At 70.5% G+C, this 25,479-nt stretch carries 25 protein-coding genes; 11 read left to right on the top strand and 14 right to left on the bottom strand.

Annotated features, from left to right (window positions below):
* Nucleotide 1: 1 nt before the first annotated feature.
* From SNOUR_RS18435 to SNOUR_RS18470, 8 genes are all read right to left on the bottom strand, one after another.
* Nucleotides 2-847 (bottom strand): nitrilase-related carbon-nitrogen hydrolase, encoded by an 846-nt coding sequence (locus SNOUR_RS18435; protein WP_067348503.1) that lies wholly within the window; start codon nucleotides 845-847, stop codon nucleotides 2-4.
* Nucleotides 848-1,169: 322 nt separating this feature from the next.
* Nucleotides 1,170-1,670: a chaplin gene (locus SNOUR_RS18440; RefSeq protein ID WP_079142758.1), complete on the bottom strand. Its 501-nt coding sequence runs from the start codon at nucleotides 1,668-1,670 to the stop codon at nucleotides 1,170-1,172.
* A 140-nt stretch (nucleotides 1,671-1,810) separates the two neighbouring features.
* Nucleotides 1,811-2,266, bottom strand: a complete 456-nt coding sequence (locus SNOUR_RS18445; RefSeq protein ID WP_067348507.1) for a rodlin — start codon at nucleotides 2,264-2,266, stop codon at nucleotides 1,811-1,813.
* Between the two features lie 387 nt (nucleotides 2,267-2,653).
* Entirely contained in the window at nucleotides 2,654-3,067 is a 414-nt protein-coding gene (locus tag SNOUR_RS18450; protein WP_067348510.1) for a rodlin, read from the bottom strand.
* A gap of 290 nt (nucleotides 3,068-3,357) precedes the next feature.
* A complete protein-coding gene (locus SNOUR_RS18455) occupies nucleotides 3,358-3,660 on the bottom strand; it encodes a hypothetical protein (protein WP_067348511.1) in 303 nt (100 codons plus the stop codon).
* 271 nt (nucleotides 3,661-3,931) lie between these two features.
* The gene (locus tag SNOUR_RS18460) at nucleotides 3,932-4,165 is read right to left on the bottom strand and encodes a chaplin (protein ID WP_039634229.1); all 234 of its coding nucleotides are present in this window, start codon (nucleotides 4,163-4,165) and stop codon (nucleotides 3,932-3,934) included.
* A 294-nt stretch (nucleotides 4,166-4,459) separates the two neighbouring features.
* Complete coding sequence (locus SNOUR_RS18465; RefSeq protein WP_067348513.1) at nucleotides 4,460-4,876, bottom strand: rodlin; 417 nt, start codon at nucleotides 4,874-4,876, stop codon at nucleotides 4,460-4,462.
* A 249-nt stretch (nucleotides 4,877-5,125) separates the two neighbouring features.
* Nucleotides 5,126-5,380 (bottom strand): chaplin, encoded by a 255-nt coding sequence (locus SNOUR_RS18470; RefSeq protein WP_067358475.1) that lies wholly within the window; start codon nucleotides 5,378-5,380, stop codon nucleotides 5,126-5,128.
* A 315-nt stretch (nucleotides 5,381-5,695) separates the two neighbouring features.
* Here SNOUR_RS18470 and SNOUR_RS18475 point away from each other — a divergent pair, with 315 nt between their 5' ends.
* The 4 genes from SNOUR_RS18475 to SNOUR_RS18490 all read left to right on the top strand — a co-directional run bounded on the left by SNOUR_RS18475 (nucleotide 5,696) and on the right by SNOUR_RS18490 (nucleotide 9,958).
* A complete protein-coding gene (locus SNOUR_RS18475; protein WP_067348515.1) occupies nucleotides 5,696-7,375 on the top strand; it encodes a bifunctional 3'-5' exonuclease/DNA polymerase in 1,680 nt (559 codons plus the stop codon).
* Nucleotides 7,376-7,495: 120 nt separating this feature from the next.
* A complete protein-coding gene (locus SNOUR_RS18480; RefSeq protein ID WP_067348516.1) occupies nucleotides 7,496-8,512 on the top strand; it encodes an alpha/beta hydrolase in 1,017 nt (338 codons plus the stop codon).
* A gap of 181 nt (nucleotides 8,513-8,693) precedes the next feature.
* The gene (locus tag SNOUR_RS18485; RefSeq protein WP_067348518.1) at nucleotides 8,694-9,533 is read left to right on the top strand and encodes a DeoR/GlpR family DNA-binding transcription regulator; all 840 of its coding nucleotides are present in this window, start codon (nucleotides 8,694-8,696) and stop codon (nucleotides 9,531-9,533) included.
* Nucleotides 9,530-9,958 carry a RidA family protein gene (locus SNOUR_RS18490; protein ID WP_067348519.1) on the top strand — a complete coding sequence of 143 codons (429 nt, stop codon included), beginning with the start codon at nucleotides 9,530-9,532 and terminating at the stop codon, nucleotides 9,956-9,958. Before SNOUR_RS18485 ends, SNOUR_RS18490 begins: the two co-directional genes overlap by 4 nt.
* Before the next feature lie 13 nt (nucleotides 9,959-9,971).
* Here SNOUR_RS18490 and SNOUR_RS18495 read toward each other — a convergent pair whose 3' ends face one another.
* The 3 genes from SNOUR_RS18495 to SNOUR_RS18505 all read right to left on the bottom strand — a co-directional run bounded on the left by SNOUR_RS18495 (nucleotide 9,972) and on the right by SNOUR_RS18505 (nucleotide 13,561).
* Nucleotides 9,972-10,799, bottom strand: coding sequence for an arylamine N-acetyltransferase family protein (locus SNOUR_RS18495; protein WP_067348521.1), 828 nt, complete (start codon nucleotides 10,797-10,799; stop codon nucleotides 9,972-9,974).
* A 172-nt stretch (nucleotides 10,800-10,971) separates the two neighbouring features.
* Entirely contained in the window at nucleotides 10,972-12,255 is a 1,284-nt protein-coding gene (locus SNOUR_RS18500) for an acyltransferase family protein (RefSeq protein WP_067348522.1), read from the bottom strand.
* A gap of 397 nt (nucleotides 12,256-12,652) precedes the next feature.
* Nucleotides 12,653-13,561, bottom strand: coding sequence for a glycerophosphodiester phosphodiesterase (locus tag SNOUR_RS18505; RefSeq protein ID WP_079142759.1), 909 nt, complete (start codon nucleotides 13,559-13,561; stop codon nucleotides 12,653-12,655).
* Between the two features lie 434 nt (nucleotides 13,562-13,995).
* On the opposite strand from SNOUR_RS18505, the gene SNOUR_RS18510 reads away from it, so the two are divergent.
* Nucleotides 13,996-14,559 (top strand): YbaK/EbsC family protein, encoded by a 564-nt coding sequence (locus SNOUR_RS18510; RefSeq protein ID WP_067348524.1) that lies wholly within the window; start codon nucleotides 13,996-13,998, stop codon nucleotides 14,557-14,559.
* A 69-nt stretch (nucleotides 14,560-14,628) separates the two neighbouring features.
* On the opposite strand, the gene SNOUR_RS18515 is transcribed toward SNOUR_RS18510, so the two are convergent.
* The 3 genes from SNOUR_RS18515 to SNOUR_RS18525 form a co-directional block, all read right to left on the bottom strand.
* Nucleotides 14,629-15,828 (bottom strand): cytochrome P450, encoded by a 1,200-nt coding sequence (locus SNOUR_RS18515; RefSeq protein WP_067348525.1) that lies wholly within the window; start codon nucleotides 15,826-15,828, stop codon nucleotides 14,629-14,631.
* Nucleotides 15,825-16,232: a hypothetical protein gene (locus tag SNOUR_RS18520; protein WP_067348527.1), complete on the bottom strand. Its 408-nt coding sequence runs from the start codon at nucleotides 16,230-16,232 to the stop codon at nucleotides 15,825-15,827. The genes SNOUR_RS18515 and SNOUR_RS18520 overlap by 4 nt, the downstream gene beginning before the upstream one ends.
* 131 nt (nucleotides 16,233-16,363) lie before the next feature.
* Nucleotides 16,364-16,996 carry a class I SAM-dependent methyltransferase gene (locus SNOUR_RS18525; protein ID WP_099055835.1) on the bottom strand — a complete coding sequence of 211 codons (633 nt, stop codon included), beginning with the start codon at nucleotides 16,994-16,996 and terminating at the stop codon, nucleotides 16,364-16,366.
* A gap of 592 nt (nucleotides 16,997-17,588) precedes the next feature.
* Between SNOUR_RS18525 and SNOUR_RS18530 the strand changes: the two genes are divergently transcribed.
* From SNOUR_RS18530 to SNOUR_RS18555, 6 genes are read left to right on the top strand one after another with little or no spacing between them, the layout of a single operon-like run.
* Nucleotides 17,589-18,833 (top strand): YcaO-like family protein, encoded by a 1,245-nt coding sequence (locus SNOUR_RS18530; protein WP_312632724.1) that lies wholly within the window; start codon nucleotides 17,589-17,591, stop codon nucleotides 18,831-18,833.
* A 23-nt stretch (nucleotides 18,834-18,856) separates the two neighbouring features.
* Nucleotides 18,857-19,465 carry a cyclodehydratase gene (locus SNOUR_RS18535; RefSeq protein ID WP_067348531.1) on the top strand — a complete coding sequence of 203 codons (609 nt, stop codon included), beginning with the start codon at nucleotides 18,857-18,859 and terminating at the stop codon, nucleotides 19,463-19,465.
* A gap of 41 nt (nucleotides 19,466-19,506) precedes the next feature.
* Nucleotides 19,507-21,120 carry a tpaE gene (locus SNOUR_RS18540; protein ID WP_067348532.1) on the top strand — a complete coding sequence of 538 codons (1,614 nt, stop codon included), beginning with the start codon at nucleotides 19,507-19,509 and terminating at the stop codon, nucleotides 21,118-21,120.
* Between the two features lie 3 nt (nucleotides 21,121-21,123).
* A complete protein-coding gene (locus SNOUR_RS18545) occupies nucleotides 21,124-21,822 on the top strand; it encodes a tpaF (protein WP_067348534.1) in 699 nt (232 codons plus the stop codon).
* A 28-nt stretch (nucleotides 21,823-21,850) separates the two neighbouring features.
* A complete protein-coding gene (locus tag SNOUR_RS18550; protein ID WP_159425875.1) occupies nucleotides 21,851-23,584 on the top strand; it encodes a hypothetical protein in 1,734 nt (577 codons plus the stop codon).
* Nucleotides 23,581-25,455 (top strand): SagD/YcaO family ATP-dependent cyclodehydratase, encoded by a 1,875-nt coding sequence (locus SNOUR_RS18555; protein WP_067348537.1) that lies wholly within the window; start codon nucleotides 23,581-23,583, stop codon nucleotides 25,453-25,455. The genes SNOUR_RS18550 and SNOUR_RS18555 overlap by 4 nt, the downstream gene beginning before the upstream one ends.
* Nucleotides 25,456-25,479 lie beyond the last annotated feature (24 nt).

The raw sequence follows: 25,479 nt of genomic DNA on the forward strand, positions 1-25,479 counted from the left end.
GTCAGTGGTCGCCGCCCTCGTCGATCAACCGCCGCACCTCGCGGTCGATCAGCCCCAGCCGGGCCTCCGCGACCAGCGGCACCGCCCGCCGCTGCCGCCGCGCCTCGGACGGATCGATCTCCACCGTGACCAGCGAGGGCTCCCACTTGGGTGCCTGGGCCACCACCGCCCCCCGCGGGTCCACCACCCGCGAGCCGCCCCAGAACGACGCCCCGTGCTCGTTGCCGACCCGGTTGACGAAGACCACCCAGCACTGGAGCATTCGCGCCGTGTAGGACAGCAGCGTGTCCCAGTACAGCCCGGTGTCCATCGCCTCCGGGTCCAGGCTCGCCGCGCTGTTGGTCGGCACGAACAGCACCTCCGCCCCGTCCTGCACCGCCAGCCACGGCAGCACGGGCTGCCAGGCGTCGTTGCACACCAACGTCGCCGCCCGCCCCCCGTTCTCGGACTTCGCCAGCTCGTAAGCGCGCAGCGACTGCCCCGGACTGACGTGCTTGCGCTCCTCCCAGGCCAGATAGTTCGGCAGGTAGAGCTTGCGGTGCGCGTGCGCCAGCGCACCGTCCACGTAATACGCGGACGTGTTGTACGCCCGCAGACTGGTGTGCTCGTGGAACCCGACCAGCACGGCGGGCCCCAGGGTGCTCAGCTCCCGCAGCCGCGGATCGGCCGCCTCGACGGACTCGTCCCGCTCGAGCGCCCCCAAGTGGTAGCCGTGCAGGCTGAGTTCGGGAAAGACGACGAGATCCGCCCCCTGGGCCGCCGCCTGCTCGATCTGCACCCGTGCGACCCGCAGGTTCTCCGGCACGTCCCCCAGCACGCAGTCCGTCTGCGCCAGCGCGACAAGCATGCCCCATTCCCCCTCGATCAACCACCATTAATACCTTTTATTACTCTTCACCCGATTCTTCCCCAAACATCCGGTTAAGACGCATCCCACCAACGAGCGAAAGAACGATCCTTCCCGTGCCGGGCATCGCCATCGCGCGTTGATCCGCACGATCCGTCGTACCCCGGGCGACTTCCAGCCGCAGCGCCGCCCGACACCAGCGGTACGACGGCCGCGGTCGGGACGTCCGGCGCCCCGGGCGCCGCCTCGACCGGGCGGCCCCGGCCGAGCGGCCCGCCGCACCCGCTCGGCCGGCCGCCGAGCCCCACGGACGCCGCCCGGCTCAGCCCCGGCGCCTACGGGCCCGGCGCAGCAGCACCGCCCCGGTGGCCAGCAGCCCGCCACCGGCTCCGGCCGCCAGCCCCAGCCGCTCCGTCCCGGTGGACGCCAGCAGTGCCTCCCCGGCCGACTTCCCGGCCCGCGCCACCGCGCCCACCCGACGGTCGTGATCGCCGCGCGGCACCGACCGCCGCACCGGTCGGCCCCGGTGCCCCTCCGGCCGCGGCCCGCCCGCCGGCGCCTGCCGCAGCACCGGCCCGGGCACCGTGCCGGTCCCGCACCGGTTCCCCGTGTCCGGGCTCAACAGCCCCACCACGAGCACCGAGTTGCCGCACACATCGGCCGGCGCGTTCACCTCCATCCGGACCGCGTTCCCGGACAGCACGCCCGGCGCGTCCGCGGCGCCGCCCGGCGCACCGGCATCCGCGAACACCGGCCCGACACCCGCCCCCAGCACCCCCGACGCCGCCGCAACGAGCAGGCACGTCCTCAGGCCCTGTCGCATATCCCCTCTCCTCACTCCGCAGCTCACGTACGGGCGCCCGCCCGCACCCCCGTGGTGCACACACGACCGGGCGGCCGGCGGCGTACACGCCCGCCGACCGCCCGGTGTCGCAAACGGTGGCCCGGCCGAAGCCGAGGACGTCAGCGACGCTTGCCGTGATGCTTGCCGTGGTGCTTGCCGTAGTGCTTGGCTCCGTTGCCCACGCCGTTGCCCGAGAAGATCGGGATGTCGTCCACGAGGTGCGACAGCGCCTCGTCGCCCTTGGCCTGGGTCGAGTTCTCGGTGCACTGCTGGTTCTGCGGCGACGACAGCACGTTGATGTCCTGCACCGTGACCGGGACGAACCCGAACAGCGAGCCGAAGTTCCCCTTGGCCGGCAGACCGACGCACAGGTCGTTCAGGCTGCCCTGGAACAGTCCGAGCTGGGTGCTGAGCTTCCCGTGCGTCCGGGAGTTGCCGTACACCGCCTTGGCGCCGTTGCCGTTGACGGTGCTGGTGCCGTGGCGGTTGCCGTCCGCCAGAGCCGCTGGAGCCGCCGCGGCCGAAATTCCGACGAGCGATGCCGCGATCGTCGCGGCCGCCATCATTTTCTTCATCGCGCTAACCCTTCAGGAGAAGGAACTCCCGGCACGGGAGCCCTGTTTCAAACAACCGATCACGGGCGCCCGAGTTCCGCGCCATCACCCAAATAGATGGCAATCATTCTCCCGAAAAGACCTACTGCAGACCATCGGGCCCACAAAACCACGAGGATATTTCTCGGGTACTACGCAGCATTTTCACCGGCATGCCAATGCCCAGGCAGCCCCATCATCTCGCGAGGGCATTGGCATGCATCCCTCCACACGCCATTCCTAACGAGTCGACGGAACCGCATAAGGTCACGAGCGAATAACAATTACCGGCCGGTCGGGCGATAAAAATGAAAAATCCGGGCCGCCCAGACTCGAAAAATCTGGGCGGCCCGGTTGTTCCTCGGCCGATCAGCGGCGGTTGTGCTTGCCGTTCCCGGAGAGGATCGGGATGTCGTCCAGGATGTGCGACAGCGGCTCGTCACCCTTGGCCTGGGTCGAGTTCTCGGTGCACTGCTGGTTCTGCGGCGACGACAGGACGTTGATGTCCTGCACGGTGACCGGGATGCCGCCGACCAGCGAGCCGAGGTTCAGCTTGGCCGGCAGACCGACGCAGGGCTTGTTGAGCGAGCCCTGGATCAGGCCGATCTGCGGGCTCATGTAGCCGTACGTCGTCGAGTTGCCGAAGACCTGCTTCGCGCCGTTGCCGTTGACGGTCGACGTCCCGTGCCGGTTGCCCGCGGCCATCGCGTGGGGAGCGGCGGCCGCGGCCACCCCGACAATGGACGCAGCCGCGGCTGCGGTTGCCAGCGTCTTTTTGATCATTGTTGATCCTTCGTGTTTCGGGATGCCCTTGAGCCGAGCGATCCGGCCCACTCGCAAGGGCGCATTCGGTTGTGCTCATTAGCGCGCAATGAGCTGGATACGCCGATCCGTCCTGCCGATCGGGTACCCCAGCCGGAATTCCGCGACCGTGCTCCACCATCCGAATCAGCCCGCCGACCGTCGAAGTCGATCGGCGCCTATCTGCCTGATCCGGCGGCTGAGGCTTCACACGGCCACTGCCGATTCCCCGGGCGATCCCGCGGAACAGTGAAATCCGGTTCGCCGGCCCGTCACTTGGCGAGCGGCAACCCGCCCAGCAGCGGAACGTCCTTGGTGGCCCCCGTGGCACCACCGAGAAGCTGCCTGGGATGCTTGGCCGTCTTTTCCACACCCCGGACCGTGTCGACCAGCGGCTTGATCTGGCGACTGTCCAATTGGCCACTGCCGTTCAGCAGATCCATCAGCCCGCCGTTGAGGCTCATGGAGGGCGAGGTCGGATTCGGCGCACCGGATTCGGCAGCGAAAGCGGGCACCGCCGCGCCCAGCGCCATGACGGAGCCGGCGACAGCCGCGGCAGACTTCGCGTACTTCACTTCCCACTGTCCCTTCTGGTGCGGTGCTCGATGGAATCGCGACATCGCTGCCGCGCGAGCAATCGCTTCGCTGCTCGGATCACCGCTTTCCCCGTGCCTAACGAGTGCCATCGCCCGGAGAAACCGTGCAGTGCCGATTCTTCAGGTATGCCACCCGAAAGATTCCGGGCCGCCCGGCACGCCGCCGCAATGCGGTTGAAAACCACCGACCCCGACACGCGGCGATGGCGGGCCGGGGCCGGTTACCACGACACGGCTCGGATTTCTGCAGTCAGCGGTTGATGCAGCGGTTGCCGAACGCCGGGTTGAGGATCCCGATGATGTCGATGGTGTTGCCGCACACGTTGATCGGCACGTGGATCGGCACCTGGATGACATTTCCGGAGAGAACACCCGGGGAGCGCTTGGCGACACCACCGGCGTGCGCGTCGGCGAAAGCCGGCGCAGCAGCGCCCACTGCCATCAGCGTGCCGGCAGTGACGGCTGCAACCTTTGCGTACTTCACTTTCAGCCCTTCCCGCAGCGGGATCCGTAGCGCACACGACCATCGTGCCGCACGGGCGCGGATCTGGCCGCCCGTAACTCCGCTGTCGATATTGGTAACGATTTGTCCGGGTCGACGAAACTCCCATGGGGAAGTTTTCGGAGGAATCGCCCGAATGGCACAGGCAATTCCGGATGTGCCCGTACATAAAAACCGCAAAAAAACACCGTCATTCGAGCGGACGGTGCGCCCGCCGAATACGAATTCCCGCCGACCGGGGAATCAGGAACTCCGGGCCCGCGGCCGACGGCCGACTCAGCGGATGCGGTTCCGGACGCCGTTGCCGGAGACGATCGGGATGTCGTCCAGGATGTGCGACAGCGCCTCGTCGCCCTTGGCCTGGGTCGAGTTCTCGGTGCACTGCTGGTTCTGCGGCGACGACAGGACGTTGATGTCCTGCACCGTGACCGGGAAGAGCCCGAACAGCGAGCCGAAGTTCCCCTTGAGCGGCAGGCCGACGCAGGGCTTGTTCAGCGAGCCCTGGACGAGTTCCAGCTGCGGGCTCATCCTGCCGTGCGTGGTGGAGTTGCCGAACGCGGAAACGGCGCGATTGCCGTTGACCGTGGCGGTGCCGCGGTGCTTGCCGCCCGCCATCGCCTGGGGGGCCACCGTCGCCGAGACGCCGACCAGGGAAGCGGCTACCGCCGTCGTGGCCAGGACCTTTTTGATCACTGTTTACCCTTCTGGGAGCGGAGTGCCCGTATCCGGAGCGCACTGGTCAACTCGCTTCCCAGAATGCGGTTTCGCGGATTCACTCGGATGCCGCGGAACCATAGACACATATCACCGCGCCCGTCCGCCGACGCGTCGGCCCTTCGCGGCAGGGCGGCACGATGCTGCGCAACTCCCCAGCCCAGCAGGGTAATTACGCATATGAAAGGCCCGCCCCGAGCGGGACGGGCCTCGATCACCTTACGAAGATCACTCGTTGACGCAGAGGTTACCGAACGCCGGGTTGAGGATCCCGATAAAGTCGACGGTGTTGCCGCACACGTTGATCGGGACGTGGATCGGCATCTGGATAAGGTTTCCGGAGAGCACACCGGGCGAACCCACCGCACTCCCCTTGGCGTGGGCACCACCACCGTGCCCGGAAGCACTGGCGATTCCGGCCCCGCCCACCACGGCGATGCCCGCGGCGGCGGACAGGACGACGGCCTTGGAGACAAACTTCACGGCGTACCTCTTCACTGAGCAGCATTCAGGATTTCTGTGCGCGCCGCCTGGAGCGACAAGAAGTTCAACGCAACAAAGCCGGGAAAAGTAGTGGAGCCAAATGGGTGATGATAGGCGGGAGTTGCACCATAGGCTCCCCAATAGTGGCGTGGGTCGGCGGCCCTGCGGCGCCGCGTCGTTCCGGCACGGGCCCCGTCGTCGTCGCGCCTCGACGGGCGCGCGGCAGTGATCCACGCGAGGCGGGTGGCCGGGGTGTGGGGGTGCCGGGAGCGCCGGTCGGGGCCGTTGTCAGACCCTGGTGCGAGACTCGGGGCCATGAGATGGGCGGTGGCGGAGACGGGCGACGGGGGTGCTCGTCTCTGCCCGCTCGCTCCGGACGGCCGGCCCGCCGGACCAGTGGTGTCGGAGCCCTCGCTCGTCGAGGCAGTGCGGTCGCGCCCCGAGGTCGAGCGGTGGGTGTGGCGGTCCACGGCGGAGATCTACCGGCGACTGCTGGACGCCGGTATGCGGGTCGAGCGCTGCTACGACGTCGAGGCCGCGGAGGCGCTGCTGATCGGCCACGAGGAGGGCCAGTCCGGCCAGCCGCGCTCGCTGGCCGCCGCCTGGGCGCGGCTGCACGGCCTGCCGGTGCCGACGGACGCGCCGGTGCGCGCCGCCGAGACCCAGCCCTCCCTGTTCGAGCCGGGCCCGGTGCCGCTGCCGCCCGGCACCGACGAGCTCACCGCGCTGCTGGAGGTCTACGCCCACCAGGCGGCCCGAGCCGCGCGGGCCGAGCATCCGGACCGGATGCGACTGCTGTTGGCGTCGGAGTCGGCGGGCATGCTGGTCGCCGCGGAGATGTCGCGGACGGGGATCCCCTGGCGCGCGGACGTGCACCGCGAGGTGCTGGACGGCCTGCTGGGCGAGCGCTTTCCGGGCGGGCTGGAGCCACGGCGGATGGCGGAGCTGGCCGACGAGGTGTCGCGGGCCTTCGGGGAGGGCGCGCGGGTCCGCCCCGACCTGCCCAACGACATCATCAGGGCCTTCGCCCGCGCCGGCATCGCCCTCTCCTCGACCCGCAAGTGGGAGCTCCAGCAGATCGACCACCCCGCGGTGGCGCCGCTGCTGGCGTACAAGTCGCTGTACCGCCTGCACACCGCCCACGGCTGGTCCTGGCTCCAGCAGTGGGTGCACGACGGCCGGTTCCACCCCGAGTACCTGCCCGGCGGCACGGTCTCCGGCCGGTGGACGACCAACGGCGGCGGCGCCCTGCAGATCCCCAAGGTGATCCGGCAGGCGGTGCGCGCTGATCCGGGGTGGCGGCTGGTGGTCGCCGACGTCGACCAGATGGAGCCGCGGGTGCTGGCCGCGGTCTCCCGCGACCGGGGCCTGATGGAGGTGGCCGGCACCGGCGAGGACCTCTACGCGGATCTGGCCGCCCGCGCCTTCGGCGGCGACCGCGCCCAGGCCAAACTCGCCCTGCTGGGCGCCATCTACGGGCAGACGTCGGGCGACGCCCTCAAGCACATGGCCGACCTGCGCCGGCGCTATCCGGCCGCGGTGGCGTACGTCGACGACGCGGCCCGGGCGGGTGAGGAGGGCCGCCTGGTGCGCACCTGGATGGGCCGCACCTGCCCGCCCGCCTCGATGGTGGCGCCCGACGAGGCGGGCCTGCCCCAGGAGGAGGAGCGGTCCGGCGGCTACGGCAGCAGTTCGGCGGCCCGCGCCCGCGGCCGCTTCACCCGCAACTTCGTGGTGCAGGGCAGCGCCGCCGACTGGGCCCTGCTGGTGCTGGCCGCTCTGCGCCATGCGCTGACCCGCGGCGGGCTCCGCGCCGAGCTGGTCTTCTTCCAGCACGACGAGGTGATCGTGCACTGCCCGGCGGACGAGGCCGCGACGGTCGCCGAGGCCATCACGGCGGCGGCGGCCACCGCGGGCCGGATCGCCTTCGGCCCCACCCCGGTGCGGTTCCCGTTCACCACGGCGGTGGTGGAGTGCTACGGGGACGCGAAGTGACGGCACCGCGCACCGCGATGTGCCGGAACTCCCCTGGCGCGCCGAGGGTCCGCCGTTCCATCGTTGATCGCCCGTGAGGTCCCGCGGCGTCCCGCCGCACGCGCAGAGAAGAGGCAGCCGATGCCCGTCCCGCCCGGCTTGGCGGTCCACCCCGAACTCCTGCCGTATGTCGGCCCGTTGGGGCCGTTCTCCGACCCGTACGAGGACATCGTGGCCACCCGCGCGCAGTTCGACGCGATGCTGGCCGCGCACCCCGCCGACCGCTCGGGCGTGCGCAGCGAGCGCCACGACATCCCGCGGCCGGACGGCAGCGCGCTGGCCGTCGAGGTCTACCACCCGAAGCCCGCGGCGGGCCCCGCGCCCACCGGGCCGCTGCCCGCCGTGCTGAACCTCCACGGCGGCGGCTTCGCCGTCGGCCGCTCGCTCCCCGGGCAGGACCGGACCGCGCTCACGCTCTGCCGCGAACTGCGCACCGTCGCGATCGCCGTCGAGTACCGGCTGGCGCCCGAGCACCGCTATCCGGCCGGTGTGGAGGACTGCTACCGCGCCCTGGAGTGGACGGCCGCGCACGCCGCCGACCTGGGCATCGATCCCCAGCGGATCGCCGTCCACGGCACGTCGGCGGGCGGCGGGCTCACCGCGGCGGTCGCGCTGATCGCCCGGGACCGCGGCGGCCCGGCGATCGCCTACCAGTCGATGTGCGTCCCGGACGTGGACGACCGGATCGCCGACGAACCGATCCCGGCAGACGCCGACGGGCCGGGTGGGGACGCCGGGCCACAGCTGCGCCTGCACATCCTGCGCATGGTCCGGCTGGCGTGGCGGCACTACCTCCCGGAGGGCGCGTTCGCGGCGGAGCGACGGTCCGCGCCGGACGCGTACGCCTCACCGGGCCGCGCCACCGACCTGTCGGGCCTGCCGCCGGCGTACATCCTGGTCTGCGGCCTCGACGCGCTGCGCGAACCGGCCCTGGCGTATGCCCGGCGCCTGATGGACGCGGGCGTGGGTGTGACGGTCCACCAGGTGCCCGGTGCCTGGCACGGCTTCGAGTCCAGCGCCCCCGGCACCCGGCTCGCACGGGAGACGACGGCCCACTGGAAAGGCCACCTGCGGGCGGCGCTGCACGGGACGTTCTAGGGGCGGTCCGCCCCTGACGCCAGGGCGCGTCGGGCCTCGGCGCGCCCGACGGGCGCCGGCCGCGCCCCCGCCACGTCCTAAACTCGCCGGGTAGGGGACCGCCGGCAGGCGAACGCCGGCCGTCCGAGCCGTTCGGACCAGCCGAGCCGTTCGAGTCATCCGAGCCGCGAAGGGATCAGCGTTGACCGACACCGAAGGGGCAGCCGACGCCCCGGACGCCAGCCAGGCGCCGGTCACCAAGCTGAGCCCCAAGGACCGCCACGAGCGGATCAGCGACCGGGTGCTGGCCGAGGGGCAGGTGACCATCGAGGAGCTGGTCCAGGAGCTCGGCGTCAGCCAGATGACGGTCCATCGCGACCTGGACACCCTTGAGCACCAGGGCTGGCTGCGCAAGGTGCGCGGCGGCGCCACGGCCGCCCCCAGCGCGCTGTTCGAGTCCACGGCGCGCTGGCGGGGCAACGAGCAGGTGGCCGCGAAGGAGGCCATCTGCGAGGCGGCGCTGGCCCTGGCCGAGCCGGGCCAGGCCGTGATCATCGACGACTCCAGTACGGCGCTGCCGCTGGCCCGTTCGCTCGCCTCGCGCGGTGCGTTCACCGTGATCACCAACTCCCTCCAGGTCATCAACGAGCTGGCGGAGGAGCCCGATATCCGGGTGATCGCGCTGGGCGGCGAGTACCACGCGGCGTTCAACGCCTTCCTCGGCATGTCCACCGCGGACATCGCCCGCAGCTTCCGCGCGGACATCGCCTTCCTGTCCACCTCCGCGGTCGACAACGGCCACTGCTACCACCAGGCGCAGGAGAACGTCCTGGTCAAGCGCGCGCTGATGGCCGCCGCCCGGCGCAAGGTGCTGCTGGTGGACCACTCCAAGTTCGGCCGTCAGGCGCTGTACGAGCTGGCGCCGCTGGCCGACTTCGATCTCGTCATCTCCGATGAGCACCTTCCCCAGGAGGAGCAGGAGGCGCTTCAATCCCTGGGAGTGCGTTACGAGTTGGCGACGGAGAGGAGCCGGCGGGGATGAGCGGCAGCAACGACGACAGCGGCGACGGCCTGGAGCGCATCAACCCGCCCCACCTCGCGCCGCCGACCGGCTTCAGCCACGCCGTGCGCGTCACCGCCCCCGGCACCCTGGTCTTCCTCGCCGGGCAGACCGCACTCGACGGCGCGGGCCGGATCGTCGGGGACGGCATCGTCGAGCAGTTCGAGCGGGCGCTGGGCAACCTCCTCCAGGCGGCGGCCGCCGCCGGGGCGGCCCCTTCCGACCTGGCCAAGCTGACCGTCTTCGCGGTCGACGTCGCCGACTACCGCCGTCACGCCAAGGAGCTCGGCCGGGCGTGGAAGCGGCTGGTCGGCAGCGACTTCCCGGCCATGGCCGTGATCGGCGCCGACCGCCTGTGGGACGAGGCGGCCCTGGTCGAGATCGAGGGCATCGCGGTGGTGCGGTAGCCCGCCCGGCCACTCACCGCCCGTACGTCGCCACCAGCGCCTCGGCGTCCGCCGCGGACAGCGTGATCCCGAACTCGGTGTCCAGCAGGCCCGGGATCTCCTCCGGGGCGACCTCGCGCACCTCGCGCGACCAGTCCGGCCGGGTGCGGGTCAGCTCCCGGCCGACCAGCGTGCTGCGCAGTTCGGGCCCGGGCTTCTGCACCACGATCCGGCCCGTGAACGGCGACCGCGGGTGGGTCGATATGTAGTGGTTGGAGACGGTGTAGTCGACCGGGAAGCGCTGCTCGGCACCGAAGGCGTAGAGGTCGAACCACCCGTCCGCATGGCGCGAGCGCAGCACCCACGCCTCGGTCTCCTTCTCGTGGACCACGCCGAAGGTCCAGGCGCCCTGCCGTTCCTCGACGCCGTCCCGCAGCGGGATCGGGGCGAGCAGCGCCTCGCCGCCGAAGCCGACGTCGGTGATCCAGTCCGTGCCGTCCAGCTCCACCTTCAACAGGGCGTGGGTGACCGGGCGGACCTTGTCCTCGCCCATCCGGATCCGGGCGCCGAGCCCGCGGACGCGGAAGCCGAGGCGCTCCAGGGCGGCGGCGTAGAGGAGGTTCTGCTCGTAGCAGTAGCCGCCGCGCCGCTGCCGGACCATCTTGGCCTGGAGCGCCTCCAGGTCCAGCAGGATCGGGCGGCCCAGCACGATCTCGATGTTCTCGAAGCCGAGGGAGTCGCTGTGCGCGGCGTGCAGTCCGCGCAGGGTCTCCAGGGTCGGCCGGCGGTCGCCCTCGTAGCCGATGCGCGTCAGGTAGGCGTCCAGGTCGAGCTGGTCGCCGCCCCAGGTGGATCCGGTCATGGTGTCTCCCCCTTCGTCGTGGCGTCCCCCTCCCGGGGAAGCCGCAACGGAGCCTATGAGACAGCGGCACCGCGACGAATCGGCCAACGGTACGACGTCGCGCCGCGGACACGACCTAGGACCCGCGACGGATGGCCCTCCTCCCGCGGGCTCACCGGTGGGCCGGCACCGTTCACCTCCGCCCGCGCGCCGTCCCCACCGGGTCGGGCTTGAACGCCCAGGCCATCCTGGGCTCCACGGCGAACCGGAAGATCCGCTGCACCGGCGGCGTGCACAGCAGGGTGACGAGGGCGCCCGCGAGCAGGGTCAGCAGCACCTGACCCCACGGCGTGTGCAGCCAGGCGTTGTCGTACCAGTGCCAGAAGCGCGACCCCTTGGCGAGGAAGCCGTGCAGCAGATAGCCGTAGAGGGTGCCCGCGCCCAGCACCGTGAACCACGTCCGGCGGCCCGGCACCCAGGCGAAGAAGCAGGCCACCAGCACCAGCGAGCAGCCGAACATCGCCAGTGTCATCACCGCCCCGCTCCACCAGGGGGCGCCCAGCTCCTGGGCGCTGTCGCGGTGGTAGAACCACGCGGCGTTCATCCGCGGCGCGGCCCAGTAGGCGAAGACCAGCGCGCCGGCGACGACCGGCAGCGCGGCGAGCCGCACCGACCGGCCGCGCAGGAGCTGGAAGTGCTCGGGCCGCAGGGTGAGCCCCAGCACGAAGAACGGCAGGAACTGGAGCACGCGTTGGAGGTTGAGGTCGTCGCCGATCTCCGGTGAGAAGGAGGCCAGGACCGCGATCGTCAGCGCGAGCGGCAGCGGCCAGCGCACGATCTTCCACAGCGGGGTGGTCAGCCGCCAGATGAAGAGGGCGACCAGGAACCACGTCAGGTACCAGGGTTGCAGGAGGGTGATCGGGTAGCCCGGGTCGTCGTCCGCCCAGCGCTTGAAGAAGGTGTAGGCGACCTCGAAGAGGACGTAGGGGACGGCGACCCCGGTGATCAACCGCCGCAACCGGTCCTTGCGCATGTCGAAACTGCGCGAGAAATAGCCGGAGATGATGATGAAGGCCGGCATGTGGAAGGCGTAGACGGCGAGGTAGAGCGCCGCCGCCGACCGGCTGCCGGAGCGCAGCGGCTCCCAGGAGTGGCCCATCGCCACCAGCACGATCGCCAGGTACTTGGCGTTGTCGAAGAACGCGTCACGGGTCGTGCTCCGCGCACCGCCGCGCGCCGCCCGGCCGGTGCCGGCGTGCGCCCGGCCGGCGCGCCCCTTGGCGTGCCGTCTGCTCCCTCCTCCGCCCTCGCCCGCCACCGGCCCGGGGGGCGGGACCGGGGGGATCGTGGCCGTCGACACACGTGCCCCGTCCACCCGCTCGGCCGCACCCGCCGTGTGCAGCGGGTCCTGCGGCATCTGCCGCGGCGCGGGCAGCGGCACCCGCCGCCGGCCGTACGCCGGAAACTCGTTCGTCAACGGCCCTCCCGGAAAGCGCCTGCGGGAGGATCCGGACGCACCGAATCAACCGGCTCCACAACGGAACCCACAGGCCGAATCCAGCGTCTTAGTCGGTTTACGGGGAGTGTGGCGGCGAACATCCCTGGCACCTTAGCCGCGCCGACGGAATCCCGTAAATCCCGCTCGGGCGGCACCGCCCACCGGGTTCACACCCTCACCACAGTCGGGCGAATCGCCGCAAAACGTGGGCGGGAGACTACACCCGTAGCGGGCGGACGAGCGGTCGCAACTCCGGCAGACACGAAAAACCCACCCGCTCCAGAACAACTCCGCACGTTCGGGAACGCCCCGCGGCCTCTTCCGCATGCCACGGGTCCGCGCCGGGCCCGCCGCGCATCCCCCACGGAACGGGTGATCAGTCGATAACGCCTTCTACGCCCTGTGCCCGTACGGCCCGCACGCTCGCCTCCGGGCCGACGCCCCACGCGTAGATCTCCAGCGGCCGGCCGTGCGGCCCGCTCAGCCGGTGCACGGCCCGGGTCCACCGCGAACCGACCTCGGACATCCGTGGATTGATCTGGTCGGCGAAGCGCGCATAACGCCGCAGTTTGCTGATCGGGGGCCGCCCCAGAATCCCCGTCCGCACCTGCGGCATCAGCTTGTGTACCCGCTTCACACAGCGCACGCAGAAGCTTTGGATCACCAGCCGATTACGGATGTGCGCACGGTTCAGCCAGCCCAGCTCCCGCAGTTCACGGAGGGCCTGCGCCTCGATTCCCGGATACAGCTCGGGCTGCTTCAGCTCCAGCAGCAGGCCCTGCTGATTGCGGTCCAGCCTGTGCAGATAGTCGGCGAGCGTGGGCACCCGCTCACCGGCGAACCGTTTCCCGAACCAGCTCCCGGCGTCCAGCCGCGCGATCTCCGCCGCGGTGAAGTCCCGCACCCGCCACGGCGCCCGGTGCGGGAACACCCGCGCGGCGTCGGTGGTCCGGTTGAGCGTGTCGTCGTGCATCACGATCAGCCGGCCGTCCTTGGTCCGCTGCACGTCGTTCTCGACCCACACCAGCCCCCGGCTGTGCGCCGCGTCGATCGCCGCGAGGGTGTTCTCCGGTGCGTACCGGGACGCGCCCCGGTGCGCGATCACGAACGGTTCGCGCTGCCCCACCCGGAGGCTCACCAGCGTCCCGCCCCGGGTGGCCAGCTGCTGCCGCTCGTCCGGGCCGGAGGCCAGCGCGGACGACGCCATGGTCGCCGTGATGACGAACGCGAGGGCACCGGACGCGCCCCGCAACGGCTGCCGGATCCGCACCGTTCTCCGAAGCATGCGGAGCCTCCAGGTCACTCGCGCAGAATGTGCCATCTGCGTCAGGTACGCCCCCTAGGGCTCCGGATCCGCCCTGCCTACCGACCTTGCCCCCATCCCGGCACCGCCGCCACGCGAGGGCTCCCGCCGGCGCTCCCCCGTGGCTCCCCTCCTCCGCTCTTTTCGCAGGTCAGCGACGTCCCGCGGCGGCCGCGCCCGGAGGCCTCCATCCGTGCGGGCCCGCCGGGCGCGGCCCCGCCACAGCTCCGCGTCCCGCACCAGCGGATTGGCCACCGCCCGCAGGCACCCCGGCACCGCACTGCCCAGACCCAGGAATCCGCAGGTCACACCCACTCCCCGGGCAGCACGGCGGACCGCCCGACCGGGCCGCGGACCGCCCGCAGGCACCCGCCCAACGCCCCCTCGGGCGAGGGCCGTTCCCCTACCATGGGACGGTGATCAACTCTCCGACCACGCCGTTCGGCCGATTCGAAGCAGCCTGGCGAGCCGTCGACCGTCCGGAACTGGTGGCGGACCCCACCGCCGCGGCCCTGCGCACGTGGGCCGGAGCCGAGCCGGTGGAGTCGGTGCTGGTCGTCGACACCGATCCGGAGAAGGCCGACACCTCCGTCTTCTGCGACAGCTACGACGTACCGCTGGAGCTCTCCGCGAACTGCGTGATCGTCAGCGCCAAGCGCGGCGAGAACGTCACCTTCGCCGCCTGCGTCGCGCTGGCGACCACCCGGGTCGACGTCAACAGGACCGTCCGCAAGCACCTCGGCGCCCGCAAGGCCAGCTTCGCCCCCATGGAGACCGCCGTCGCGGAAACCGGCATGGAATACGGCGGCATCTCCCCGCTCGGCCTGCCGGCGGACTGGCCCGTCCTGATCGACGAGGCGGTCGCCGCCATCCCCCACGTCCTCATCGGCAGCGGCCGCCGCCGCGGCAAGATCATCCTGTCTGGCCGCTTCCTGACCCAACTCCCCGGCGCCGAGGTCCTCCCCCAACTGGCCACCTGAGACCCACCAACCACAAAACCCCGGCCCGGAAAGGATCCGAGCCGGGGTTTCCGCTGTGCGGCGCCGTGCTCAGAACAGCAGCGGCAGTTCCCGGACCCCGGTCATGCTCAGGCTGGGAAGGAACCGCGGCGGCCTGTCCGGATCGCTCCGCAGGTTCGGGAAGCGGTCCAGCAGGATGTTCAGCGCCACCCTGCCTTCCAGCCTTGCCAGCGGCGCTCCGATGCAGAAGTGCGCCCCACGGCCGAACGCCAGGTGCGGGTTCGGGTCCCGCGTCGGGTCGAAGGTGTCCGGATCGGTGAACTGCTTCGGATCCCGGTTCGCCACACCGAGGAAAGTCACCACCAAGGAGTCGGCGGGGATGCGCTCGCCGCCGAGTTCGACCTCGGTCGTGGTGGCCCGCGCCGTCCCCGCGAACGGGCTGTAGTACCGCAGTGCTTCCTCGATGGCCGCGGGGATCAGGCTCCGGTCCGCGCGAACTCTGGAGAGCCACTCCGGATGGGTGTCCAGGCACAGGATCGAATTGCCCAGCAGCATCGTGGTGGTGATGTGCCCGGCGATCAGCAGAACGTTGGAGAAGTTCACCACTTCGTTGTCGCTGAGGCGTTCACCGCCCACTTCGGCCTGGACCAGCTTGGAGATCAGGTCCTCGCGGGGGTTCCTCCTGCGGTCCACCACGTGTTCGCGCAGGTAGTCGCCGAGTTTCGCAACCTGCTGCATCGCGTCCTGAAGCCGCTTCCGCTGTGTTTCGGTCCGCTCGACGAAGGAGAACTCCTGGGTGCTCTCCATCAGCGCGGTCCCCCATTCCCGGAACTTGTCCCGGTCGGAAGCCGGCACTCCGAGCAGTTCGGCGATGACGATGACCGGAAGCGGATAGGCCAGGTCGTCGACCAATTCCATCCGGTCGCCGTCGGCCACGGCGTCGAGTAGCTCGTGGGTCAGCTCGGCGATGCGTGGCTCCATATCGGCCACCACCTTCGGGGTGAAGGCATGGCTGATCAGCCCGCGGAGCTTCTTGTGCTCCAGCGCATCCATCTGAATGAGGTTGCCCTCGCTGAACTCGTCCATGCCGTCCAACATGTCCCGGGGTACGACGCGCTGGGTGTTCGAGGAGAACGTCGCGGGGTTGGCCAGGACATGCTGGACCTCCCGATAGCCGTAGACGCACCAGATCCCGGCCTGCGCGTCGTAGCGCACCGGGGCTTCCGGCGCCTGGCCGCGTAGCCAGAACTGCGCCTCGTGAATTCCCCAGGTGTCGGCCACGGAAGTCATGTTTCGCCGTCCTTTGCTAGATCGTGGGTATGGATCCGCTCGCGGAAGCTCGGAAGTAAATCCGCGAATATCGCGCTGATCTCCTGCGAAGCCATCCGCGGGGCGCTGCCGGAGGGCTTCGTCGTGGGTTCAAAGGATTGCTTGACGAGACGCACCGAGGAATCGGCCGTCCGTCCGCTGGTCGACTCGGCGCCCGCCGGGTCAAACCGGTCGAGGACGAAGAAGCCGAGCATCGACGCGTTCATCATGTGCACCAGGTGCGGGATACCGTCCCGCAGTTGGCCGTGTTTGATCATTTCCTGGTGGAGCCGATCGCGCGCGAGCACGTCCTCGCCGCTGCAAAGTTCCGGGGAAAACTCGGTTCCCGGAGGGAAGTTGCCGGTGAATTTCCCGAACACGGCCACCGGGATGGCATGTCCAGGCGGATGGTCGGCTGCCCGTCAGGTCGGCAGTCGAGCGGAGCGAAGGCCGGAAAGCGGCATGCGGCGCGGGGAGATCCCGCTGTCCGTCAGCCACGCGCGGCGCTGCGAGGCCGCTACGCCTCGGGCTTGCGTGCGGCGACCCGCTCGACGACCCCCAACTTGCGCCGCTCCTGGTGCTCGATGATGAATCCGGCCTGCTTGACCAGCGGAAACGGCCTACGGGTCTGATGGTCCCCACACTGTCGCAGCATGGACTTCTCCAGCAGGCGTTGCCAGAAAAGGATCAACCGATGGTGACTGCCCACATGGTCGAGCAACAGCAACCGTCCCCCGGGACGGAGCACCCGATACATGTCGGCGATCACCGCCCGGTGATCGGGCACGCTGCACAGCCCGAGCGTGCAGACAACCGTGTCGAACGAGCCGTCCGGAAGCGGCATCGCGTGGGCCTCTCCTTCCCGCAACTCGACCTCCCGGCCCAATGCAGCGGCATGCTTCCGAGCCAGGTCCAGCATTTCCGGACTCAAGTCGAGCCCGGTCACCGATATCCCGGCCGGATAGAATTCCAGATTCCGGCCGCTGCCGATGGCGACTTCGAGGACTTCCCCTTTGACCTGGCCGCAAACCCAGGCACGCCCGTCATCGAGCAGCATGCGTTCGAGACGCACCATGTCACGGTCATAGCGGGGCGCGTATTGCTTCCACAGTGTGCGGAGCCGCTCGTTCTCTACGGTCACGTCGGTCACGTCGTTCCCCCTGTCAATCCGCCCCACGCCCACTCGGGCTGGAACCTATCCGCAGCAGTGGGCTCCGCGCACCGGTACGCAGCATGAAGGGCATGCGAACCAGCCAGATTCGGTTCGTGCCAGCAGACTGTGCCAGAAAGTGTCGTGATCGGCTAGGTTCGCACTTCCTTCTCTTCGAAGGCTCCGCCACGCGGGCCCTTTCGACCGCCTTCTCACCTGTGGCGCATCGGCCGCGGGTTCCCGTTACGCGAACCGGATATCGGGCCGCACCTCGTCTTGCACGACCAGCGCAAAGGCACCACCGCACCCGCAGGTCACGAGCTTCCGACAGGTGCCGGCACACCAGCTCGCCACACCGAGAAAAAGCCTTATAACCAGCAAGAATGACAGTACGTAACTGAGATGATCGATCGTTAGCGGACTTCTTGACAGCCCCGGGCCCTTTCGGTAACGATCAGCCCACGGCGGTCAGCTGTCGGTGTCTGGGATTCTCAACGGGGGAGAGCCTGTGGACGTCAGTAAGCCTGAGTTACAGCAAATAACTTCTCTGGTCTCTCCGTACGGCCTCGTATCCCGCACCACGGCCCTTCCGGTGGCCGACGGCGATCCGGACTTCGCCGTCCGTGTTTCCAGCATCGGAGACATCTCGAAGGTCCTGCACAGCATGCGGGGCTGGAGCAACGACGGTGACACGGGGAACCTCAACGGTGCCGGCAGCGCGCTGGCCGGCGAGCGGGCCAGGCTGATCTCGATCGCCGAGGCTCTGGAGCGGTACTCGATCTGCTCCTGGCACGACGACGAGATCACTGTCGCCGCCGAGGACGAACTCACCGAGGACTTCGTTTCGCCCACGCGGTGGCCCCGGTGTTCTGCGCGTGAGTTCGCTCGTGACGACTGCGGTCTGGTCCCGTACGACCCGGCCGTCCCGATCAGGTGGGTTCGGGCCTGGTCGCTGACCCGACGGTGCCCCGTCCTCGTGCCGGCCATCGCGGTGTACCTGCACATGGCACCGCAGTCACCGTCGGAACGCTTCACCCGGGGCATCACCACGGGAGCGGCCGTTCATTCCGACCTCCGCAGCGCGGTTCTCGGCGGGCTGCTCGAGGTCGTGGAGCGGGATGCGCTCTCGCTCGCGTGGTTGCACCGCCTGCGGTTGCCGCAACTGTCGGTCGATCCGGAGCTCCTGGAGCCGTCCGTGCGCGCCCACCATGCGACCGGGACCGGACGTCACCTTGAGGTCCGGCTCTTCGACGCGACGACCGACTTCGGTATCCCCGTGGTGTACGCCGTGCAGCTTTCCCCCCACGAGGAGCAGCTGGCGCAGATCGTCTGCGCGACGTGCGACGTCGATCCACAGCGCGCCGTGGGCAAGATCTACCGCGAACTCGCCTCCATACGTGTGGCGCTGCGCGGCAGCATGGATCTCCGGTCGGCGCGACGCCCCGAGGACGGGACCGTCAGCGTGGTCGGCTCGGCCGCGTACAACGCCTCGGCCGAGCGGCGGCACGTCTTTCGGCACCTGCTGGAAGGGGAGCGGGACGTACGACGTCTCGAAGAGCTCCCCGACCTGTCCGCCGAGGCCGACCCGCTGGCGACCGCGGTGTCCCAACTGGCCGCGCGGGGTGCCGAAACGCTCGTCGTCGACATCACCACGGACGAGGCGCGGCAGGTGGGCATGCACGCCGTCAAGGTGCTGGTGCCCGAGGCCATGCCGCTGTCGTTCGTCCACAGCGAGCGCTACCTCGGCACGCCCCGGCTCTACACCGCACCGACGGCGATGGGCCACGAGAGCCACGGCGAACTGTCGCTGAATCCGGAACCGCAGCCGGCCGCGTAGCCGGTGGACAGGAGACACAGCACGTGTTGTCCGAACAGTTGGTGGATTGCCTGTACCTGGTGAGGGACGCCTTCGGGGAGCAGTACGCCGACGCGTACCGGCCGGCGGCATGGAGCCGGGTGACCGGCAGTGAACTTCCCGACGACGCCCGGCTGTCGAGCGCCGCGATGGTCGTGGCCGTGCACTCCGGGCGGGACGAGGAACTGCGGGACGCGCTCGACCGGTTCGGGTTCGAGCGGGGCGTCCCGACGGTCGGGGTCGAACTGCATCCCACCCGGATCGTGTGCGGACCGGCCGTGATCCCCGGGGCCACCGCCTGCTACTCCTGCCACCTGCGACGCGCCGAGCAGCACCAGGATCCCGCGCGGACCGATCGCGTGGCCGAGGCGACCCGGGACCTGCCCGAGGGCTTCGGCCGGATGCACCTCGCGATCGCTCACGGTCTGCTGACGCTGGCCAGGGCCGAGCTGCGCGGCGGACCGGACGGACTCGGCGGCACGGTACGGAAGTTCGACCTGGTCACGGGCGTGACGTCGACGGCGTCGACGGTCGCCGTGGACCGCTGCCCGCGGTGCAGCGCCCGATGGGCCGATCGGCGCACGGGGCTCGACGCGCTGGCGGGTCTTGTCTGAGTGGTCACGACCTCTTCGTCATGGGGGAAGGAGCGCAATCGATGGGTGTGGAGCTGAAGGCCGAGACCCTTGGGCGGGCCGCCGGTCGGGACAAGCAGATCGCCGTCCCGGAACGCCCCGTTCTCCGCAGGGGCGTTCGGCTCCGTCAGGTCGACGACGCCTTGATGCTCGACGGCGCGGACAAGCGGCAGGTGTTCACCGGGAGGTTCGCGCGCGAGGACCTCGGCCGCCTGGTCGCCGCCTGTGACGGCAGCACCACGCATGCCGGCATCGCCGCCGCGGTGCATCTCGACGAGGCGATCGTCCTCAAGTCCCTGGCCCTGCTCTGGGCGTCGGGTGCCTTGGAGGAGGGTGCCCGGCCCGGCGACACCCCGACGGTGGCGCCCGAGCTCGCCTGCCTGCTGTCCCGACTCGGCAACTCCACCGGGGTGAACCCGTCCTGGACCGACGCCGCGGCGCGGCTCGATCGCGCCACCGTTCACCTGGCGGGGGACAGCGTCCTGGCGGACGCCACGGCACGCTGTCTGGACGGCGTGTGCGAGGTGGTCGGCGACCTCGACGAACTGCCGATCACCGACGACGCCCTCGTCGTCTTCTTCGAGACCCGGCGGTCCCGGCCGGAGCTCGCCGAGCTGCGGAACCGATGTTGGCTGGAGCGACGGTCCCTGTTGCGCGTGCGTGCCGACGGCGCCTCGATGACCCTGGGCCCGTACGTGGACCCCGCGTTCACACCGTGCCTCGAATGCGGCGTCGCGGGCGAGGGGGACGATCTGCCGGACGATCCGCCGCAGCAGGCGCACGACCTCGTCGCGGGCATCGTCGCCCACCACCTCCTCGCGCTCTCCTCCCGTTCGATCCGGACCTACCTGCCGCTCGACGCCGGCGTCATCGACCTGACCACCCTGTCGACGCGCTACCGGCCGAGTGCCACCCGCCCCGGGTGTCCCACCTGCTCGTTCAGCAAGGGCACCACGGCGTCCGCACCGCCGCCCAGCGCGGTCTACGAAGCCTCGATCGCCCTGCCGGTACGCAAGTTCCTGGACACCAACGGGCATCTGGCCCACTTCCATTCGAAGAACATGAACCTCCAGTGGCAGTTCCGCGACTGGCCCAGTTGCCCGCGGGTGGCGCTGCCCGGAGCGGACGTGTCGAGGCTGGCAGGAGCACCGTCGCCCACGGCCGACCGCGCCGCCGTCGGCCGGCCCGAGGTCGCCCTCATGCTCGCGGTCGCCTTCGGCATCCGCACGCGGGACGACGGCTGGGTGCAGCGGTGGACCGCGGCCGGCGGCAACATCGGCTCCGCGACCGCCTACGTGGTGAGTCGCGACGCGTCCGTGCTGCCCGTGGGCGGGTACGCGTACCGCGAACGGGACCACGACCTCGCCCGGCTCACCGGCAAGGCACTACCGGGCGAGCGGCCGCTGCTGCTGGTCGTCACCGCCAACCTCAAGAAGATGGGTGCCAAGTACGGCACGTTCGGGCTTCGGATCTCCTTCTGCGACGGCGGCGTCGCCCTGTCCGCCGCCCGGAAGGTCGCCGACCGGCTGAACCTGGCCTACTCACTGGCCACGGACTGGGACGACCGCGCCCTGAGCGCGTACCTGGGCCTCTCCCCCGCCGAAGAACCCATCACGGCCGTCATGGAGGTGGGCTGAACCATGCGAACCGACTCCTCCATGATGGAGCCGCTGCTCGAAGCCTTCGCCGAGCGGACCCCCACGAGCGACGGCCTCGCGGCGGACCGGTCGCCGATGCCGTTCGCGGATGCCGTGCCCGTCGACATCGACGAGCGGGCGACCGGTTCCGGCGACCCCTTCGATCTGCACGACACACTGCAGGCGCGCCGGTCGTCCCTGCGGTACGGGGACGCGCCCGTGCGCACGGACCTGATCCTGGGGTTGGTGCGCGAGGCGTTGTCACGCGATGCCGGCGACTGGGCGCTCGACGACGACATGGGCCCGCTGGAGGCGTTCGTCTTCGCGCTGCGCAGCGAGGGCGAGCCGGCCGGGGTGTACCGGGTCACCGCGCGGGAGGCGTCGTTCCTCGCCCCGGCCTCGGCCATCGGCGATCCCGAACTGCTCGGCATCCAGCGGGAGTTCGCCGACGCGGCCGGGATCGTCACCGTCTGCGGGAATCTCGACGCCGCGGACTCGTGGGCGGGAGCGCACGGATTCCGCCTGTGCGCGGTACGCGCCTCCATGGCGCTCTACGACTTCCATCTTCGCTGCCAGTCCCACCGGCTCGCCGGCACCGTTTTCGGTGGCTTCATCGGCGCGGCCGTCCGGAACCTGATCCAGAGCGACGGTGTGACAAGGCACCCGCTGCTTGCCGCCACCTATGCCCACCCGGTGTCTTGATCGCTGCGCCACGAAAGTGAGTGATTCGATGTCCTCTGGGGGTCCTGCATCGGCCACCGGCGTCCTTCTCGCCCGGCCCGATGTCTCGACGCTGCGGACGAAGCAGGGTGCCTGGATCGGAGTCGGTGCCTCTTCGTTCACCGTGCGGGGCGCGTCCGCCTTCCAGGTCGTCTCGACGTTGCTGAGCCGGTCGGACGGCAGTCGTACCGGGCGTGAAGTGGTGGACGAGTTCCCGGCCGGGTCGCGCCCGGCGGTGTCGCGCGTGCTCGACGCGTTGGTGGCGCGTCGGTGCGTGACCGTCCTGGACGCCCCGATGTCGCAGCAGGCCGCGGCCAAAGGGCCGGCGTCGGAGTGGCTGATCCCGTACCTGTCGCAGCTGACGGACGCACCGGAGCGCGCACTGGACCGCCTCCTCGCCACCACCCTCCACCTCTACGGTCGCCCCGAGTGGCTCGACCGGTTGCGCCAACTGCTCGACGCGGCACCCCTGTTCGGCCTGCGGACCGCGTTTCACGCGGTCTCGGCCGAGGAACCGGTGGCGCGGTGGGAGAACGCCGGACTGGTCGTCGTCGACGCGGACGGCCTTTCGTACGAGCGCACCGTGCGGCTCCAGGACGCACTGCTCGAACGCGGTGTTCCGCACGGCGTCGTGGGCGAGGTCCGCGGGCGCCGCTGGATCCTCTGGTCCGACGACACGGCGACCGGCTGCTGGGAGTGCCTGTGCCGATACGGGCGCACGGCACCGTCGGCCGCTCCGGTCGACACCGCGTCCACGGCGTCCACGGCGTCCACGGCGTCGGACGACGCCACCACGGCGGCGCTGATCCACGCGATCCACCTGCGCGGCGCCGGACTCGGCGGGCACGCGGCAGCGGCGGTGTCCATGCCCCTCGACACGAACCCGCCGACGGTGAAGGAACATCCGGCGTGGTCGGCGGCGGGGTGCCGGTGCCACCGGGCGGTGGCGCCCTCGGTCACCGGTGGTGCGCGCGACGACGCGGCCGAGACGCTGGTCCGCAGAAACATCGTCGGCCCCGAGGACGACGGCCGACTGGACGACGTCCACGAGCGGATCGTCGACACCCTGCGCGGCTGGACCGACGAATTCGCCGGCCCCTTCCGTTACTTGGACGGCGGCGATCTGTCGCAGGTCCCCTTCGGACAGGCCAGGGCCACGGCACTCGTCGGGCTGGCCGGCGAGTGCCGGGTCCATGAGCTCACCACCGCCACCTTGTCGCCCCGGGAGGCGATCTATCAGGCGGCGCTCAACGCACTCGAATTGTTCGGGCAGCCCGCGGTGGGCGCCGGATGGTCGCTGGACGAGGCGGTCTACCGCGCCCTGCTGAAGTGGTCGTTGGCACAGCCTCCGGACCCTGCCGCCTGGGTGCGCCTATCCGATGACGACCTGGGGCACGGCGAGTGCGCCGGATTCAGCCGGTACGTCCAGCGGACGGTCGTCCGCAGCCGTGGTGGGGAGCCATGGGAGTGGACCGGTACCCGGCTGCCGAACGGCATCCACCGGGTCACCGGTCGTACCGCCGGCCAGCCGGTCGTGCAGGGCGCGGGCGCCTGTTACGCGGAAGCGGTCTGCATGGCGCTGCTCGGGCTGGTCAACGACGACGGCGCCCTGGTTCCGCTCAACCCGCACTTCCTCACCTGGCCGGAGGTGTGGCGGCACATCGCCCGACCGGAGTGTGCCGAGGTCACCACGCGAGCGGTTCCGTTCGCTCGCGGCAGGGTCCGACTGGTGGAGGTCATATGAGTGCCCAGCAGCAGGCTGCCGCACCGGCTGCCGACCTGGTCTCCGCCCTGTCGGCCGATGCCGGCGCACCGGAGCCGGCGGAGGTGCTCCTGGGGCCGCTGACCGACCCCACCCGGATACACGCCGACGGAAGCGGGTCGGGGCGCGGCCTGGCGGTGTTGTTCTGGTGCGGCAGCGTCCACGTCCTGGTCTACGACCTGGCACACGAGCGCGACGGCGGCTGCCCCCGGTGCCTGGCATGGTTCCTCAGCAGGAACGTGGAAGCCGCCGAGCTGTCGTTCGGGGAGGTGTCCGGGAGCGATTCCGCGGGAGCCGCGCGCAGCCACGCGCTCTGGCAGCAGCTCGGTCCGGCATCGCGCGCGACCGTCACCCGGCTCGCGGCCCAGCTCCTCCGAGCGCCCTCCGCCGGCGGCACGCTCGCCACGGTCGACCGGGCCGGCGGCACCGTGCGACAAGGACACGTACCTCCGAGAACAGGCTGCCCGGCGCGTCGGCCCGCGACGGCCACGACCACGATCGCCTTCGGCTCCGCGCCCGAGCTGCTGGAGAAGTCCGACGGGGCGCTCCGGGCCCGACGTCCGCTGCCGCCGACGCTCACGGCCGACTACCTGGGACCGCACGCGCTGTTCCGGGAGCCACTCGTCGACCTGGACGGCCCCCTGCCCCAGGCGCAGGTGGGCCTGCCACTGGGCAACGGCATGCTGGAGCCCGGGGTCGGGCGCACCCGCAGCTTCGCCAAGAGCAGGACGACCGCGGTGCTGGAGGGCCTGGAGCGGCACACCGGCTTCTGTCACCAGCCGGCCGACGGCATCGTGCGGGCCTCGCTCGCGGAGCTGGGGACACAGGGCATCGATCCCCGCACCCTCGGATGTCACTCCGCCGACCAGTACGCGCGCGACGGCTTTCTCTGGTCGCCCTTGGGCGCGGCCGAATCGGTGGAATGGGTCCCGGTCACACCGCTCGGCGACGGCCCTGCCCGGTACCTGCCGGAAGTGGCGCTCTCGTGGGTGCGCCGCGCCGGAGCCCGGAAGCCGTTCTTCTACGACACGTCGAACGGTTTCGCGCTGGGCCAGAGTCACGAGGAAGCGACTCTGCACGGACTGTTCGAGATCGTGGAACGGGACGCGTTCCTGCTCACCTGGTACCGCAAACTGCTCCTGCCCGAACTCACGTTGGGGCCGGCCGACGGCGACATCAGGGAGCTGATGGACCGCGTCGAGGTGGTGACGGGGTTTCGCGTCCGCCTTTTCTGGGCGACGCTGGACATCGACATCCCGGTCGTGCTGGCGCTCGCCCAGCGCGACGCGGACTCCGGTCCCTGCACTCTCGTGTCGACCGCGGCCAGCCTGTACCCGCGGGCGGCGGCCGAGTCGGCCATCTTCGAGGTGTCCGCGCGCGTGGCGTCCTTGCGCCATGCGTTCGACGACGACCCGGTGCACAGGCAGCGGCTTGCGGAGGACTTCGACTCGCTGGTCGACATGGACGACCACAGTCTGCTCGGCGCCCTGCCTTCGTCCCGGGAGTGGTTCGCGTTCCTGACGACACCGGACAGGCCCGAAATCCCACTCACCGCGGCGGCCGCGGCGGCCCCGGAGTTCGACTCCCTCGACAAGGATCTCGACCACGTGCGGGCACAGATCGAGGCCACCGGCACGCACGCGTACGCGGCCGATGTCACCACGCCGGAGCTGCGCTGGCGCGGACTGGTCTGTACGCGCAGCTTCGTCCCCGGATGCGTGCCGATGACGTTCGGGCAGGCCACTCGCCGTCTTGAGGGGCTGCCGCGACTCCACGGTGGATCGCTCCCCCATGCCTCCCAGTTGCCCGACGACATGACCCCGGCGGACGTTCCGCCCCACCCCTTTGCCTAGCCCGCTGGTAAGACGAGGAGTATC

The organism is Streptomyces noursei ATCC 11455, assembly GCF_001704275.1.
Taxonomy (GTDB): Bacteria; Actinomycetota; Actinomycetes; order Streptomycetales; family Streptomycetaceae; genus Streptomyces; species Streptomyces noursei.

What these genes read in the sequence shown, in the direction of transcription:
- SNOUR_RS18435 (WP_067348503.1), bottom strand. Translation starts at nt 847, where the DNA reads ATGCTTGTCGCGCTGGCGCAGACGGACTGCGTGCTGGGGGACGTGCCG.
- SNOUR_RS18440 (WP_079142758.1), bottom strand. Translation starts at nt 1,670, where the DNA reads ATGCGACAGGGCCTGAGGACGTGCCTGCTCGTTGCGGCGGCGTCGGGG.
- SNOUR_RS18445 (WP_067348507.1), bottom strand. Translation starts at nt 2,266, where the DNA reads ATGAAGAAAATGATGGCGGCCGCGACGATCGCGGCATCGCTCGTCGGA.
- SNOUR_RS18450 (WP_067348510.1), bottom strand. Translation starts at nt 3,067, where the DNA reads ATGATCAAAAAGACGCTGGCAACCGCAGCCGCGGCTGCGTCCATTGTC.
- SNOUR_RS18475 (WP_067348515.1), top strand. Translation starts at nt 5,696, where the DNA reads ATGAGATGGGCGGTGGCGGAGACGGGCGACGGGGGTGCTCGTCTCTGC.
- SNOUR_RS18480 (WP_067348516.1), top strand. Translation starts at nt 7,496, where the DNA reads ATGCCCGTCCCGCCCGGCTTGGCGGTCCACCCCGAACTCCTGCCGTAT.
- SNOUR_RS18490 (WP_067348519.1), top strand. Translation starts at nt 9,530, where the DNA reads ATGAGCGGCAGCAACGACGACAGCGGCGACGGCCTGGAGCGCATCAAC.
- SNOUR_RS18495 (WP_067348521.1), bottom strand. Translation starts at nt 10,799, where the DNA reads ATGACCGGATCCACCTGGGGCGGCGACCAGCTCGACCTGGACGCCTAC.
- SNOUR_RS18505 (WP_079142759.1), bottom strand. Translation starts at nt 13,561, where the DNA reads ATGCTTCGGAGAACGGTGCGGATCCGGCAGCCGTTGCGGGGCGCGTCC.
- SNOUR_RS18515 (WP_067348525.1), bottom strand. Translation starts at nt 15,828, where the DNA reads ATGACTTCCGTGGCCGACACCTGGGGAATTCACGAGGCGCAGTTCTGG.
- SNOUR_RS18540 (WP_067348532.1), top strand. Translation starts at nt 19,507, where the DNA reads ATGGGTGTGGAGCTGAAGGCCGAGACCCTTGGGCGGGCCGCCGGTCGG.
- SNOUR_RS18545 (WP_067348534.1), top strand. Translation starts at nt 21,124, where the DNA reads ATGCGAACCGACTCCTCCATGATGGAGCCGCTGCTCGAAGCCTTCGCC.
- SNOUR_RS18550 (WP_159425875.1), top strand. Translation starts at nt 21,851, where the DNA reads ATGTCCTCTGGGGGTCCTGCATCGGCCACCGGCGTCCTTCTCGCCCGG.
- SNOUR_RS18555 (WP_067348537.1), top strand. Translation starts at nt 23,581, where the DNA reads ATGAGTGCCCAGCAGCAGGCTGCCGCACCGGCTGCCGACCTGGTCTCC.